This is a genomic window from Kribbella albertanoniae (assembly GCF_004348455.1).
Classification (GTDB): domain Bacteria; phylum Actinomycetota; class Actinomycetes; order Propionibacteriales; family Kribbellaceae; genus Kribbella; species Kribbella albertanoniae.
This window is the reverse complement of sequence record NZ_SMKA01000248.1, coordinates 1-14,394: the sequence shown is the minus strand read 5'-3', so window position 1 is coordinate 14,394 and position 14,394 is coordinate 1. Positions and strand designations below refer to the sequence as shown.

The window sequence follows — 14,394 nt, the reverse complement described above, 5'->3', positions numbered from 1 at the left end:
GCTTGATGCCCAGCAGGGAGTCGATGGCTTGGGCTACCAGGGCGGGGGCGGTGGGGTCGTCGCCGTTGGTTTCGGACCAGGTGTCGATGGCGGAGAGGGCCGCGACGGTGTCGAGGTCGTTGGTGAGAGCGGCTCGTACGGCGTCGACCGTGGCGGCGCCGTCGGGGCCGGAACCGCGGCTGAGTGCGCCTCGCCAGACGTCCAGGCGGGATTGAGCTTCCGCCAGCCCTTCAACCGTCCAGAACCAGTCGGTCCGGTAGTGGTGAGCGAGGAGCGCCAGGCGGATCGCCATCGGGTCCGTACCGGACAGGCGTTCCTTGGAGACGAGGACGAGGTTGCCCTTGGACTTGGACATCTTCTCGCCGTCCAGCCCGACCATCGCCTGGTGGACGTAAGCGCGGGCGAAGGGGTGCTGACCAGTGGCCACCTGAGCACCGGACGCGGACATCTCGTGGTGCGGGAAGATCAGGTCCGATCCCCCACCCTGGACGTCGAACGACATCCCGAGGTGCTTCAGCGCGATCGCCGAACACTCCACATGCCACCCCGGCCGCCCTCGCCCAACAGGCGAGTCCCACGCCGGCTCGTCCGGGCGCTCGTGCCGCCACAGCAGGCTGTCCAGCGGATCCTGCTTACCTTCACGATCCGGATCCCCACCGCGCTCCGCGAACAGCTCGGTCATGGTCGACCGGTCGTAGTTCGAGACGCCCCCGAACAACGGGTCGGCCTTCACCGCGAAGTACAGGTCACCGTCGACCGAGTAGACCGCACCCGCCTGCTGCAACTCCTCGACAGCGGATGCGACCAGATCGATCGACTCGACGACACCGATGTAGTGCTGCGGCGGGATCACGCGGAGCGCGGTCATGTCGTCGCGGAAGAGCTGGATCTCCTTGTGCGCCAGCTCGGTCCAGTCGACGCCGGTCGCGGCGGCCCGCTCGAGCAGCGGGTCGTCCACGTCGGTGATGTTCTGCGTGTACACGACGTCGTACCCGGCGTCGCGCCACAGCCGGTTCACCAGGTCGAACGTGACGTACGTCGCCGCGTGGCCCATGTGGGTCGCGTCGTACGGCGTGATGCCGCACACGTACATCCGCGCCGTCCGGCCGTCGACCGGCGCCACCTCGACCGGTCCGCCGGAAGCGGTGTCGTGGAGGCGCAGCCGCCGGCCCTGGCCCGGGACGACCGGGATGTCTGGATGAGTCCACGCCTGCATGATCTGGAGCTTATGTCAGACCGGAATTCGCCGGTGCGACACGGTTCCAATACCTGGTCTCGTACAGTCGCCCCGACCACGGTTCGGTTACCCTGCCCAGGTCCGCTCTACGTACGCCGTGAAGCTCCCAGCCGGTCGACCGAGCAGCGACTCGATGTCAGAGCTCGGCGTGGTCAGATACCCCTCCCGCATGATCGCGTACAGCTCGTTCAGCTCGTCCGCCACCTCGGCCGGCCAGCCACTGTCCACGATCATCGAGCGATACTCGGCGGGCGTCACGGCGACGTACGACACCGCCCGCCCCGACACCTTCGCGATCGTCTCCACCGCCTCGCTGAAGGTGATCGACTCCGGCCCCGACAGGTCATAGGCCCGCCCCTCATGGCCGGAAGACGTCAGCACCTTGGCCGCAACCTCCGCCACGTCCTCCAGATCCACGAACGGCTCCCGCACGTCCCCCGCCGGCAGTTCCAGCCGACCCGACAGCACGGCCTCGTGCCACACGTCCTCGGAGAAGTTCTGCGCAAAGTTGTTGGCTCGCAAGAGGGTCCACCCGGCACCCGAGGCCTGCACAACCCGCTCCCCCTCGGCCATCCCCGCGCCGAACCGCCCAGCCACCTTGTCCATCGAACGCCCCGAGAGCGCGACGAACCGCCGTACACCGGCCGCCACCGCCTGCTCCACAAACGCCTCGATCGGCGATGGATCCTCCGGCGCCACCAGATACACCGCCTCCACCCCCTGTACGGCGGCCGCCCACGTACCGCGGTCGGTCCAGTCGAACCGGGTCTCCCCCGACCTCGATGCCGCCCGCACCTCAACCCCATCCGCACGCAGCCGCGCGGCCACTCGCCGACCTGTCTTACCCGTTGCACCCAACACCAAAATCGTCATACCCAGAGTCAATCCGCCAGGCCCGCTGGACCGAATGGCCGATCGGACCGGCCTCATGTGCAGTCGGCCCACCTAGGGTGGTGGGTGTGGATCCTCTCGACGACCTGTTGCGCGGCCTGCGGGCCGAAGGCGCCGTTCTCGGTACGCCGGTGCTCGCGCCGCCGTACGCACTCCGCTTCATCGACGGCGCGGCGCTGACGTTCGTCGCACCGCTCCTCGGCGCCGGCTGGATTGTTGCCGAAGGCACCGAACCTGTCCGGATCGTGCCCGGTGACACCGCGATCATTCGCGGCCCCGAACCGTTCCTGTTCACCGACGACCCGGCCCGCTCCGGCCCGAGCATCGACGTCCGCTGCGACGGCCGGGTCGACTCCCCCGGCCCGGTCGACGACGGCACCGTGCTGATGGCCGGCGCCTACCACGTGCGCCAGGAACTCCCGCGCCGCCTGGTCACCGAGCTTCCGCCGCTGGTCGTCGTACCGGAGGATCACGACTGCACGCCACTGCGCGAGTACCTGCAGGAGCGCATCGCGGCCGGCGCGCTCGGGCGCCACGTCGGTCTCGACCGGCTGCTCGACTGGTTGATGGTCTGCTGCCTACGCGACTGGTTCGAGGCCAACCCACCGCCCTGGTACCGCGCGCTCGGCGATGACGTCGCCGGCCCAGTGCTGCAGGCGATGCACGGCGCCCCGGCCGCCAACTGGACCTTGGCCGGGCTCGCCGAGGTCGCCGCGGTCTCCCGGACAACGCTCGTACGGCGCTTCACCCAGCTCATCGGGCAAGCCCCGCTCACCTACCTGACCGAGCTCCGGATGACGCTCGCCACCGACCTGCTCACCGAACCCGGTGCCACCGTCTCAACCGTCGCCCGCCAGGTCGGGTACGGCGACGCGTTCAGCTTCAGCTCGGCGTTCAAGCGCGAACGCGGCGTCAGCCCGAGTGTCGCTCAGAAGGCCGGCCAGTCCTCGGTCGGCTAGCGGCCCGGCTCGGATTCCAGAGCTCGACGCAGAGGCGCCCGACGAACGCGGCACCGGCCGCCGTCAGTACCAGGATCCAGGCACCGCCACCAAGCAGGGCCGACTGCGGGCCGTCGATGTCGGCCGTCGACGGCCCGAGCTGACTCCGGGAGTGGAGCAGGGCGATCACGACCACGGCGGCAACCGCGACGATCATCAGCCACAGCGAGCGCAGGATGAGGCCGGCCCCGGCCAGCCGGAGCGCGATCGCCGCCGCGGCCAGTGGGAGCAGCACGAACAGTGGGGTGATGATCGCCGCCACGATCAGGATCGCGATCAGGACGGCACCGATGGCTGCGAAGAGTGCGGCGACAACAGCCTCGATGCCCGACCGGCCCTCGGTCGCACCGGCGGTCAGTCCCGCCACGACGGGCTTGCCGATGTGGATGAACAGCAGAGCGAACAGCGGACCACCCACCACGATCGCAGCCAGAGTCCCCGCGGCTGCGCCGACAGAAGCTGCGGCGGACCTGGCCAAGGCCAACATCGAGTGATCCTCCCGACCATCGGAACGCGAACAGGCGGGAGCCTAAGCCCGCACCGGTTCAGCAGATCCGTGGTCGGCCGCTACCGGGTTGAGGGGACGGGGAGACGCCGGGGACGCAGACGGAGTACGCCGGCGATCCAGGTGATGACAGCGGCAAGGGCGGCGACTGCGGCGAAATGCAGCAGGCCTTGGGTCAGATCGGCGCCGCCGGACGGATCGACGGCGTACGTGGTGAACTCTCGCGTCGACCACAGTGGAAGGAACTTGGCGCCCGTGCCATCGGGGTCGGCGAGCATCTGCAAGGCCATGATCGAGAGCAGCGCCAGCGCTCCCTCGAGTTCTCGTGGGACGAGCAGACTGACGGCAGCACCGAGCGGAGCTGCGATCAGGACGCTGGTGCCGAGGAGCAGCGCGACGGTCCACAGATGCGTCACGTCCTGTGTGAGCGCGACCAGAGCGAAGTACGCGCCGGCCAGCCCGAGTCCGGTAGCGGTCAGGGCCAGTTGGCGACCGGCGACGAGTGCACTCGGCGACGCGCCGACGATCGCGAGCCGCTGATCCAGGTCACGGGAGCTGACGTGGGTGAACAAGGAGAGCGTGGCGACGGCCCACCCGACGCCGAGCGCGAGAAACCGGATCGCCTGTCCGGTGGTGTCGATCCGGGCCAGGTAGAAAGCCAGCGGCAGTGCGACGACCAGGACGAGGGCGCGACGCCGGCGGAGGAGTTCGCGAAGGGTCACAGCGACTACAGCTGACACCATCACTGGTCCTCCGATCGGTGCAGCTCGACGAGGTGATCGACCCGCTCGAGGTCCTGCAGCAGGTGCGTGACCACGAGGACCCCGGCGCCCGCGTCGCGCCACTTGAGCACCTGGTCCCAGAAGTCGAGGTAGCTGTCCTGGTCGAAGCCCTGGTACGGCTCGTCGAGCAGGATCAGATCGGGGCTGTTCAGCTCGGAGAGGACGACGTTGAGCTTCTGCTGGGTACCGCCGGACAACCGGGCCGCGGACAATCCGGACCGTGGCCGCCAGCCGAGCCGCCGGCACAACTGGTTGCCGGTGGACACAGCCTTGCGTCGGCCCATCCCGTGCACCGCGCCGAAGAGCCGGAAGTGTTCGGCCGGGGTGAGGAACCCGGAGACACCGCCCTGCTGTGGGGCGTAGCCGATCCGCGCAGTGCGCTCGACCACTCCACCGGACGGTGCCGTCGTACCGCAGCAGATCTTCAGCAGAGTCGACTTCCCGCAACCGTTGGCGCCGACGACAGCGGCCACCTCGCCGGCTCGCAGGGTCAGGCTCACGTTGTCGAACACCGTGTGCCGGCCGTACCGCTTGGAAACTCCGGACAACCGCAGGACGACCTCGCCTGCGGGCATCGTCGACAACCGCGGCTGAGGCGTGCGGACCGCCTGAGCCAGCCGGACGGCGTACGCGGCCGCAGGTCCGTACAGCTCGCTCGGATCGGCACCGGCGCCCCGCGCTTCCTCGTGACTGTCCTCGGTCAGCCGGCGGGCTTCGGCCGGTTCCACGCCGAGCTCGATCAGGCTTCGATCCAGCCGCCGCGACCACTCCTCGGCGGGCGTCACCCGAGCCGCTCCGCTCGGGCTCGTTGGGCCTGCACCGTCAGGGATTCCACCGAGTCGCGGAACTGGTGCCAGGATCCGATCCGGTCGGCGACGGCCTCGTGGCCGGCCGCGGTCAGGTCGTAGTACTTGCGTCGCGGTCCCGTTGCCGAGGGCACCCAGTCGGTCTCGACCAGGCCTTGTTTCTCCAGCCGGACCAGGGACGGATACAGCGTGCCGCCCGGGATCTCGTCGAAGCCGGCCGCGACCAGCCGCTGGGTCAGACCCAGGCCGTAGTCGCGGCGCTCGGCCAGCAGGCAGAGCAGACACACATCGAGGAAGCCGTGCAGCCACTGCTGCCGGAGATTCACGCTCATGGGTAGGTAGGCTAACTGACAACCGGTATGGAGTCTAGCTAACTACCATCAGTCAGAAGGCGGGCCAGGGAATCGCCGGCCAGTCCTCGCTCGGATAGGGATACGTACCGGTCTTCAGCAGGGTCGCGCAGCGCTCCCGGGTCGCGGTCAGCTCGACGGCAGTGATCAGCTGGCCGAGCTCCTGCCCGAAGGCACCGGCCAGTCCGTCGGCCAACCGCCGTACATCGTCGAGGAGGTCCGGCGCGATCGGCTCACCGGCCCAGCCCCACAACACGGTCCGGAGCTTGTCGTCGGCGTTGAAGGTCACCCCGTGGTCGACGCCGAACACGCGGCCGTCGCCCGGGTTCAGCACGTGGCCGCCCTTGCGATCGGCATTGTTGACCAGGGCATCGAACACGGCCATCCGCCGTAACGCCTGGGTGTCCGCATGCACCAGCGTCACCGGGTTGTGCCGTCCGTCCAACGCATCCAGTACGCCGACCCATCCGGACGGCACCCGCCCTTGCGGGACGATGTCGACCAGCTCGGTCTCCCCCGCATCCACCTCGATCTCGTCGATCCACAGCTGGACCATGCCCTGACCGAGCGGTCCGTCGCGCAACAGCGTCGGCGGCACGATCGACCAGCCGAGCGTCTCGGAGACGACGTACGCCGCGTACTCCCGCTCGGCCAATGTGCCGTCGGGAAAGTCCCACAGCGGCCGCTCACCCTGCACGGGCTTGTAGACCACCGTCGCACTCGCCGCCCCAAGACTGACCGAACCCTGGTACGTCCCGTTCGAGGCAGCCATCAACCGACCGTGCAGGGAAAGCTCTCCCTGGGCCAACAGATCCAAATCAGTCATTCGGGAGGTGCCTGCGGTAGCCGTTCGCCCGGGGGCAGATGTGGCCTTCGGGGTCGATCGGGCGGCCGCAGAACGGGCAGCTCGGCCGGCCGGAGGCGACCAGCGCCACCGCACGCCGGGCGAACGCCCGGGCCTGCTGCTCACTGAGCCGGACCACGAACACCTCGCTGTCCTCGGACTCGAGCGCGGCCGCGACCGGGTCGTCGTCCTCCAGCTCGACCTGCTCGGTGGTGACGACGGCGTACACCTCGATCACCACCCGCTCGGAGTCGGCCTCCCAGGCCAGCGTCATGGTGCCGGCCCGGAACTCCTCCTCGATCGGCTGCTCCAGCGGGTCGGTGTCATCCGGCCCGACCGGGGTCAGCGGCTCTCGCTCGAACCGCCGCGCGACCTCGTCCAGCATCACGTCCAGCCGCTCCGCGAGCGCCATCACCTGTTCCTTCTCACAGGCCACCGAGGTCAGCCGGACCCCGGCCCGGGCCTGCAGGAAGAAGGTTCTCGCACCGGGTTCCCCCACGGTGCCGGCGACGAACCGCTCAGGATCGTCGTAGGAATGAACAACGCGCGCCATGACTCGACCCTATTACCGTCCACCTACAACCGCGTCGGAAGACTGCTTTTTGGTCGCTTTCCCTTTGGCCGGAGGCTTCGGAATCAGCGACGCCAGCTCGCTGCCGGTGTCGTTCAGCCGGACCAGGAACGGGCGGGTCTGGGTGTAGGTGATGATCGTGGTGGAGGCGGTGTCGACGACGATCCGCTGGAACGTGTCCAGGTGCTGACCGAGCGCATCGGCAACGATCGCCTTGATCACGTCCCCGTGCGAGACCGCCACCCAGATCGCATCGTCCGGCAGCGCGGCGTTGTGCGCCCGGACGGCGTCGACTCCGCGTTGCTGCATCGCCCGCATCGATTCGCCGTTCGGGAACGTCACGGCCGACGGATGTGCCTGCACGACCGTCCACAGCGGGTCCTTGGCCAGGGTAGAGATCTTCTGGCCGGTCCAATCGCCGTACTCGCACTCGGTCAGCCGCCGGTCGGTCGCCGGCCGCAGCCCGGCGTGGTGTTTGGCAATCGCGCTCGCGGTCTGCCGGCACCGCTCCAGCGGCGACGTGACGATCGCGGCCAGCGGCAGCCCCGCGAGCCGCTCGGCGACGGCCTCGGCCTGCTGAACGCCGGTCTCGTCGAGCTTCACACCCGGCGTCCGCCCGGCCAGCGTGCCGGATGTGTTCGAGCTACTACGGCCGTGCCGAACCAGAATCACCGTGGGCATAAGTGGCACGTTATCCGGTCCGTGCAACCAGCGGTGCCATGATGGGGCGGTGATCGTCGATTGCGGGGTGTACGCCGAGGGCGAGCGGCTCGATCTGCCGAAGGAACCCGAGACCGTTGCCCAGACCATCGACCAGGACATCGGCACCTTCGGCTGGGTCGGCCTGCACGATCCGTCGGCCGCCGAGATGCGCCGCGTGCAGGCCCTGTTCGGGCTGCACGAACTCGCCGTCGAGGACGCCCTGAAGGCCCACGAGCGCCCCAAGGTCGAGCGGTACGGCGACGCCCTGGTCGTCGTACTGCGCACCCTCTGGTACGTCGACGAGGGCGATCAGGTGGAGACCGGCCAGGTCAGCGTCTTCGTCGGACCCCAGTACGTCGTGACCGTGCGGCACGGTGCCGGCGCGGAGCTGTCCACCACCCGGCAGGCGCTGGAGGAGCGGGCCTCGATGCTCGGTCACGGCCCCGGAGCGGTGCTGTGGGCGGTCTGCGACTCGGTCGTCGACGGCTACGAGGAGGTCGCCGACCAGGTCGAGATCGACATCGACGAGGTCGAGTCCTCGGTCTTCTCACCGGAACGGACCAGCGACGCCGAGCGGATCTACAAGCTCAAGCGCGAGGTACTCGAGATGCGCCGGGCGATCGTCCCGCTGCGCGAACCGATGGAAGCGTTCGCCCACGGCGCCCCCGGCATCAACCTCAACGCAGCGGCCTTCTTCCGCGACGTGGCCGACCACGTCACCCGGGTGTCCGAGCAGACCGACGCCCTCGACACCCTGCTCAGCTCGGCACTGAACGCCCATCTCGCCCGCGTCTCGGTGCAGCAGAACGACGACATGCGCAAGATCTCCGCCTGGGTCATGATCGCCGCGGTGCCGACCATGCTGGCCGGCATCTACGGCATGAACTTTGACCACATGCCCGAACTGCGCTGGCACTTCGGGTACTACGCGGTCCTGCTACTGATGGGCACCGTCTGCGGCACGATGTACGGCATCTTCCGCAAGGTCGGCTGGCTCTAGGCGTTCTTAGGTTGCGGTGATCGTGCTGGTGGCGAGCAGGATCAGGATGACGATGCCGACCAGCACCCGGTAGAAGGCGAAGACCTCGGTCGTGTGCTTGGCCACGAACCGGACCAGCCACGCGACCGACGCGTAGCCGACGATGAAGCTGACCACCGTGCCGACCAGCAGCGGTACGGCGCCCACGTGGCCGCCGAGCGCGTGCGGCAGCTCGAAGACCGCCGCCCCGACGAGAGCCGGGATGCCGAGCAGGAAGGCGACGCGAGTTGACGCGACCCGGTCCATGCCGCGGAACAGGCCGGCCGTGATGGTCGCACCGGAGCGCGAAACGCCCGGGATCAGCGCGAGGCACTGGACCAGTCCCATCACGATCGCGTCGGTCAGGGTGATCTTCTCCAGCGGCCGCTTCTTCGAGCCCAGCCGCTCGGCCGCGACCATGAAGAACGACCAGCCGATCAGCGAACCCGCCACCCACCACATGCTTCGCAGCGGACCGGAGATCAGGTCCCGGAAGACGAATCCAACGACGCAGATCGGCAGCGAGCCGATGATCACGTACCAGCCCATCCGGTGGTCGAACTCGCCCCGATGCTCGGGCTTGGTGAGTCCGCGGAACCACGCCACGGCGTACCGGGTGATGTCCTTCCACAGGTAGAACACGACCGCGGCGATCGCGCCGAACTGGATCACCGCGGTGAACGCGGTGACGCTCGGGTCGTCGATCGGCAGCCCGAGGGCCTTCGATGTGATGGTCAGGTGGCCGGTGCTGGAGACCGGCAGGAATTCGGTGAGCCCCTCGACGATGCCGAGGATGATCGAGTCCCAGATCGTCACTCAGGCACCCACTCCGGAAAGCTCCAGCGCCTCCGCCAGCACCCGCAGGTCGGCGATCCGCTGGTCCACGGTCGAGGCGAACGGCGTCACCGCGACGGTCGTCGTACCGGCTTCGGCGTAGGCGGTCAGCTTCTCGGCCAGCCGCTCCTTGCCGCCGAGCAGCGAGATCCCGTCGATGAAACCGTGCGGTACGGCGGCCATCGCGTCCCGGTGCTGCTTGGCCAGGTACAGGTCCTGGATCTGCTTGGCCTCGTCGGCGTAGCCCATCCGGACCGCGAGCGCGTTGTAGAAGTTCTTCTCCCGGCTGCCCATGCCGCCGATGTAGAGCGCGGCGTACCCACGGATCGGGTCGGCGGCGGCGTCCAGGTCGTCACCGGTCATCAACGGAACCGAGGCGACGACGTCGAAGCCGTCCATCCCCAGCTCTCGTTTTTCGCGACCGGACGCGATGTGCTTCAACTGCTCTCCAAGATAAGCGGGGTCGTTGAGGATCCCGAGCCAGCCGTCGGCGATCTCGCCGGCCAGCTCGAGGTTCTTCGGGCCGACCGCGGCCAGGTAGACCGGCACGTGGTCGCGGAGCGGGCGGCTGGACAGCTTCAGCGCCTTGCCGGGCCCGTCGGGCAGTGGCAGCGTGAAGTGCTCACCGTGGAACTCCACCGTCTCGCGCCGCAGGGCGGCGTTGACGATGGCAACGTACTCGCGGGTGCGGGCCAGCGGCTTGTCGAACCGGACCCCGTGCCACCCCTCGGACACCTGCGGCCCGGACACACCCAGTCCGAGCCGGAAGCGCCCGCCCGACAACCGGTCCAGCGTGGCCGCGGTCATGGCGGTCATGGCCGGCGTACGGGCCGGGATCTGGAAGACCGCGGCGCCCACGTCGATCGTCGTCGTCTGGGCGGCGATCCAGGTCAGCAGCGTGGCGGCATCCGAGCCGTACGCCTCCGCTGCCCAGGTGACCGAGAAACCGAGTGACTCGGCCTCCTTGACGAGCTTCAGGTGGTCCAAATGCTCGTCGCCGAAGACGAAGCCGATGTTCAGTCCGAGTCGCATGACTGGCGAGCCTATCCAGCCGTTGTCGGTGGGCCGCAATAGGCTCAGGTTATGCAGCAGCGCTATCTCGGTCACAGTGGACTGGCGGTGAGTCGGCTCGGCCTGGGCACCATGTCCTGGGGCCGTGACACCGACGAGCACGAGGCACGCGAGCAGCTCGCCGCCTTCGTGGCCGCTGGCGGCACTCTGATCGACACGGCCGCGGCGTACGGCGATGGTGACAGCGAGCGACTGATCGGCACCCTGCTCGGCGACGTGGTCGAGCGCGACGATGTGGTGATTGCCACAAAAGCCGGCTTCAGTGTCCGCCGCGGTGAGCGGATCACCGACACCTCACGCGGTTCGCTGCTGCGTGACCTGGACGCCTCACTGCGCCGGCTGAACGTCGACTACATCGACCTGTGGCAGCTGCACACGTGGTCCGACGACGTGCCGCTGGAGGAGACGCTGTCCGCGCTGGACTACGCGGTCAACGCCGGCAAGGTCCGGTACGTCGGCGTCTCGAACTACGCGGGATGGAAGTCCGCGCGAGCGGTCACCTGGCAGCAGGCCTGGCCCGGCCGCGCCGTACCGGTCTCGAACCAGGTGGAGTATTCACTCCTCGCCCGGGACGCCGAAGCGGACGCGATCCGCGCGGCCGGCGGGCTCGGCATCGGCGTACTGGCCTGGTCCCCGCTTGGCCGCGGTGTGTTGACTGGGAAGTACCGCACCGGCATCCCGGCGGACTCCCGGGCGGCGTCTCAGCATTTGTCCAGATTCGTCGACCCCTACCTGGACGGCCGCGGTTCGGGCATCGTTGAAGCGGTGGCACGTGCCGCGGACGGGCTCGGCTGGACTCCGCTCGAGGTCGCGCTCACCTGGGTGCGGGACCGGCCCGGCGTGTCGGCGGCGATCGTCGGCGCCCGGACGGCGCTGCAGCTGAAGTCGGTGCTGGGTGTGGAGGAGCTGACGCTACCGCCTGCGATTGTGGCGGCGCTGGAAGACGTTTCATAGTCTGGTAGTTGGAGGGCGCGGATGGCCGAATACGAGCTGCAGCAGTTCGAAGTCTCCCGAACCGAATCCCGCGGCGCGGTCCGCCGCCTGCTCACCGAGCACGCCGAGTACGGCGGCTGGGAGCTGGCCCGCCTCCGCCGCTACCCCGACGGAACCCGCCGCGTCTGGCTCCGCCGCCGCGTCATCAAGGTGCTCCGAACCTTCTAGACGTCGTGCCGCACCCAGACGTTCGGCTCGACATAGATCGCTCGGTCGTGCGCCACGTCGGCGAGCACCGGAACCAACGCGCCTGGTACGACGACCTCGCCAGTGCTGTCGAACGGCAGGCCGGTCCACTCCCGCCACTCGGCGAGCGACGCGGCCACGACCATCGACGTCGGAGCGACCTTGATGATCTTGCCGCCTGCCCGGACATGCACGCGCAACCACGGGTCGACGGGCAGACCGTCATCGCGGGTCATCGCGGCGTACTGGCTCATCGGGAGGTGGGCGTCGGTCTTCCCGTTCGGGCGGACCGGTGCGTAGAGGGCAGTGTGGCCCTTGGCCTTCACGGCGTCCCTCATCGCCCCGAGCATCTTGTACGACAGCCCGCCACCGAGGTGGGTCGGCTTGATCATGATCTCGAGCGCACTCGACACGTTCGTCTCGCGGCCGAACCGGAGATCCGCCATCCCCCACTGCAGCACCTGATCCCAGCCCCGGGCCGGCAGCTCGGTCCGGTCCTCGCTGCCGAACGCGAACGGGATGCTGCGGGCGTGTGCCACGAGCTCACCATCCTGCGTCGCGACCAGGCACTGGTCCGCGAACTCCCTGCTCACCCGGCCGATCAGTGCGGCGGCGACCAGGTCCTCGAGCATGAACGGCGGCCACGTGTTCCAGTTGTTGCCCAGGTATTCGGCAACTTCGGGGCGCTCGGCAAGTGTGGTGATCACGAACTCGGACATGCTCCGCAGTGTGACATCGCCTTGTGGCACCCAACATCCCCTTTATCTGGCATCCGGAGGCCTTCCGAATGACAATCTCCCAGCACGTAATCAGCTCGATCAGTCCGGTCGAGATCGGCGCGCGATACCCACGGCCGGTCGGCCGCAACGCCTTCCGCGGCCATCACGGCACCGGTCCGACCGAGACGGCGTACATCGTCTCGACCTCGCGGGGCGCGACCGGCTGGGGACTGCCGCTCGGACCTGGTGATCCGGGCGCGCTCATCGGGCGCAATCTGGCTGAGCTCATCTCGCCGTCGATCGGGGTGGTCGCGCCGGAGGCCTTGTTCCTGGACTATCCGCTGCACGACCTGGCCGCGCGGATCCTCGACGTACCGGTGCACGTGATGCTCGGCGCGGCGGGATCGCCGCAGGTCCGCTGCTACAGCGGCGGGATCTACTTCGACGATCTGGACGACGGCCTGCCGGTGATCGCGAAGAATCTGGCGCAGGACCACGCTTCCGGCTTCCGTGACTTCAAACTCAAGATCGGCCGCGGCTACCGCTGGATGGCACCCGATGCCGGTCTCGACCGCGATATCGAGGTCACTCGGCTGACCCGTTCGTTGTACCCCGACGCCGGCATCCTGGTCGACGCGAACGACGGCTACTCGATCAACACCCTGGTCAGCTATCTCGAAGCCGTTGCCGACTGCAACCTCTACTGGCTGGAGGAGCCGTTCGCGGAACGTTGGGAGGACCTGGAGTTCCTCCGCAAGCACCCCGCCGTACCGGCGCGGATCGCGGACGGTGAGTTCGAACCGAACGTCGACCGGATCATCCGGTTCGGCGAAGCCGGCCTGATCGACGTCGCCCTGATGGACGTCATCGGCCACGGCCTCACCGCCTGGCGCCGCACCCTGCCCGGCCTCCCGATGAAGGCCTCCCCGCACGCCTGGGGTCTGCCCCTGAAGACCCTGTATGCCGCCCACCTGGCCGCCGGTCTGGGCAACATCGACACCATCGAAGGCGTCCCCGGCAACACCCTCGGCACTGTCGACAACGGCTACACCCTCACCGACGGCCTCCTCACCCTCCCCGACCGCCCCGGCTTCGGCATCGACCTCGCCGTACAGAAGAACTGTTAATACGCGTCCCCCGACCCCCAATTCGGTCGCCCCCACCGCAAACTCCGGCCGACACACCACCTACCACCAGTCCGTCTGCACGCTCGCCACCCCCGACCGCCGAGCCGGTGCCGCAAGCCGTGGGTTCGGACAGGAACCGGTGGGCTTGGACAGGGCATTACCTGTCCCCGGCCACCATTTCCTGTTCACGCCCACCGGACGCGACCTCCCCGCGCCGGGCGCTGACCGACCAGCCGACTACCCCGGCGACCAGGGTCGTCAGCAAACCTGCCCCGACCAGCGTGCTCTCCGCACCGACCGCCGCGATGATCGGCCCACCCGCGAGCAGGCCCGCCGAACTGCTCGCGTTCACCACCACCGACTGCCCCGACAACAATGCCCGCCGATCCGCGCCCGCCGACGACCGTGTGATCAGCGCTGAGATCGCAGAAATGCCCCATACGACCGCTACTCCGCCCACCGCGGCCAGTACGGCGATACTCGGCGGTCTGGTCCACACACCCATCCCGACCCAGCACAGTCCCACGACGGCCCAGGCACCACACGCCAACCGCATCGGTGGGACCCGCCGTACAACCTGTAGCGCGACCAGCGTGCCCGCGACGGCGCCGACGCCGTACCCGCTCATCCCGGCGGCCACGTAGACCCCCGGCTGTCCACGCTCGGCCCCCACCACAGACAGCCCGAGCGTGAACGCGAACCAGGTCACGCACCCCGTCCCCCGAACCACCCAGCCCAGCCCGACCTCGCGCCGCCCCAC

At 68.8% G+C, this 14,394-nt stretch carries 17 protein-coding genes and 1 pseudogene; 5 read left to right on the top strand and 13 right to left on the bottom strand.

Annotated features, from left to right (window positions below; all coding sequences use genetic code 11):
• A partial coding sequence (gene mshC / locus E1261_RS35470) for a cysteine--1-D-myo-inosityl 2-amino-2-deoxy-alpha-D-glucopyranoside ligase (RefSeq protein WP_132414107.1) occupies positions 1–1,216 on the bottom strand: 1,216 nt, incomplete at its 3' end.
• Positions 1,217–1,303: 87 nt separating this feature from the next.
• On the bottom strand, positions 1,304–2,110 hold the full coding sequence (locus E1261_RS35465; RefSeq protein ID WP_132414106.1) for an NmrA family NAD(P)-binding protein: 807 nt from the start codon (positions 2,108–2,110) through the stop codon (positions 1,304–1,306).
• 86 nt (positions 2,111–2,196) lie between these two features.
• On the opposite strand from E1261_RS35465, the gene E1261_RS35460 reads away from it, so the two are divergent.
• Positions 2,197–3,087 (top strand): AraC family transcriptional regulator, encoded by an 891-nt coding sequence (locus tag E1261_RS35460; RefSeq protein WP_132414105.1) that lies wholly within the window; start codon positions 2,197–2,199, stop codon positions 3,085–3,087.
• Here E1261_RS35460 and E1261_RS35455 read toward each other — a convergent pair.
• The 7 genes from E1261_RS35455 to E1261_RS35425 all read right to left on the bottom strand — a co-directional run bounded on the left by E1261_RS35455 (position 3,041) and on the right by E1261_RS35425 (position 7,665).
• Positions 3,041–3,613 (bottom strand): hypothetical protein, encoded by a 573-nt coding sequence (locus E1261_RS35455; protein WP_132414104.1) that lies wholly within the window; start codon positions 3,611–3,613, stop codon positions 3,041–3,043. The genes E1261_RS35460 and E1261_RS35455 overlap by 47 nt on opposite strands.
• An 80-nt stretch (positions 3,614–3,693) precedes the next feature.
• A complete protein-coding gene (locus tag E1261_RS35450; RefSeq protein WP_132414103.1) occupies positions 3,694–4,374 on the bottom strand; it encodes an ABC transporter permease in 681 nt (226 codons plus the stop codon).
• Positions 4,374–5,198 (bottom strand): ATP-binding cassette domain-containing protein, encoded by an 825-nt coding sequence (locus E1261_RS35445; RefSeq protein ID WP_132414102.1) that lies wholly within the window; start codon positions 5,196–5,198, stop codon positions 4,374–4,376. Before E1261_RS35445 ends, E1261_RS35450 begins: the two co-directional genes overlap by 1 nt.
• Positions 5,195–5,551 carry a PadR family transcriptional regulator gene (locus E1261_RS35440; protein ID WP_132414101.1) on the bottom strand — a complete coding sequence of 119 codons (357 nt, stop codon included), beginning with the start codon at positions 5,549–5,551 and terminating at the stop codon, positions 5,195–5,197. Before E1261_RS35440 ends, E1261_RS35445 begins: the two co-directional genes overlap by 4 nt.
• Positions 5,552–5,603: 52 nt before the next feature.
• Positions 5,604–6,395 (bottom strand): SCO1664 family protein, encoded by a 792-nt coding sequence (locus E1261_RS35435; protein WP_132414100.1) that lies wholly within the window; start codon positions 6,393–6,395, stop codon positions 5,604–5,606.
• Positions 6,388–6,966, bottom strand: a complete 579-nt coding sequence (locus E1261_RS35430; RefSeq protein WP_132414099.1) for a DUF3090 family protein — start codon at positions 6,964–6,966, stop codon at positions 6,388–6,390. The genes E1261_RS35435 and E1261_RS35430 overlap by 8 nt, the downstream gene beginning before the upstream one ends.
• 12 nt (positions 6,967–6,978) lie before the next feature.
• Positions 6,979–7,665: a histidine phosphatase family protein gene (locus E1261_RS35425; protein ID WP_132414098.1), complete on the bottom strand. Its 687-nt coding sequence runs from the start codon at positions 7,663–7,665 to the stop codon at positions 6,979–6,981.
• A 49-nt stretch (positions 7,666–7,714) separates the two neighbouring features.
• On the opposite strand from E1261_RS35425, the gene E1261_RS35420 reads away from it, so the two are divergent.
• The gene (locus E1261_RS35420; RefSeq protein ID WP_132414097.1) at positions 7,715–8,686 is read left to right on the top strand and encodes a magnesium and cobalt transport protein CorA; all 972 of its coding nucleotides are present in this window, start codon (positions 7,715–7,717) and stop codon (positions 8,684–8,686) included.
• 6 nt (positions 8,687–8,692) lie between these two features.
• Here the strand turns inward: E1261_RS35420 and E1261_RS35415 are convergent, their stop codons facing one another.
• Entirely contained in the window at positions 8,693–9,520 is an 828-nt protein-coding gene (locus E1261_RS35415) for an undecaprenyl-diphosphate phosphatase (protein ID WP_132414096.1), read from the bottom strand.
• Positions 9,521–10,570, bottom strand: a complete 1,050-nt coding sequence (locus E1261_RS35410; RefSeq protein ID WP_132414095.1) for an LLM class F420-dependent oxidoreductase — start codon at positions 10,568–10,570, stop codon at positions 9,521–9,523.
• Between the two features lie 51 nt (positions 10,571–10,621).
• Between E1261_RS35410 and E1261_RS35405 the strand changes: the two genes are divergently transcribed.
• Positions 10,622–11,563, top strand: coding sequence for an aldo/keto reductase (locus E1261_RS35405; protein ID WP_132414094.1), 942 nt, complete (start codon positions 10,622–10,624; stop codon positions 11,561–11,563).
• 21 nt (positions 11,564–11,584) lie between these two features.
• The gene (locus tag E1261_RS35400) at positions 11,585–11,770 is read left to right on the top strand and encodes a DUF5703 family protein (protein WP_132414093.1); all 186 of its coding nucleotides are present in this window, start codon (positions 11,585–11,587) and stop codon (positions 11,768–11,770) included.
• On the opposite strand, the gene E1261_RS35395 is transcribed toward E1261_RS35400, so the two are convergent.
• Positions 11,767–12,507, bottom strand: coding sequence for an N-acetyltransferase (locus E1261_RS35395; RefSeq protein ID WP_132414092.1), 741 nt, complete (start codon positions 12,505–12,507; stop codon positions 11,767–11,769). The genes E1261_RS35400 and E1261_RS35395 overlap by 4 nt on opposite strands.
• A gap of 68 nt (positions 12,508–12,575) precedes the next feature.
• Here E1261_RS35395 and E1261_RS35390 point away from each other — a divergent pair, with 68 nt between their 5' ends.
• Positions 12,576–13,634 (top strand): enolase C-terminal domain-like protein, encoded by a 1,059-nt coding sequence (locus tag E1261_RS35390; protein ID WP_132414091.1) that lies wholly within the window; start codon positions 12,576–12,578, stop codon positions 13,632–13,634.
• 157 nt (positions 13,635–13,791) lie between these two features.
• Here the strand turns inward: E1261_RS35390 and E1261_RS35385 are convergent.
• Positions 13,792–14,394: pseudogene (locus E1261_RS35385) on the bottom strand (MFS transporter); the annotation flags it as partial.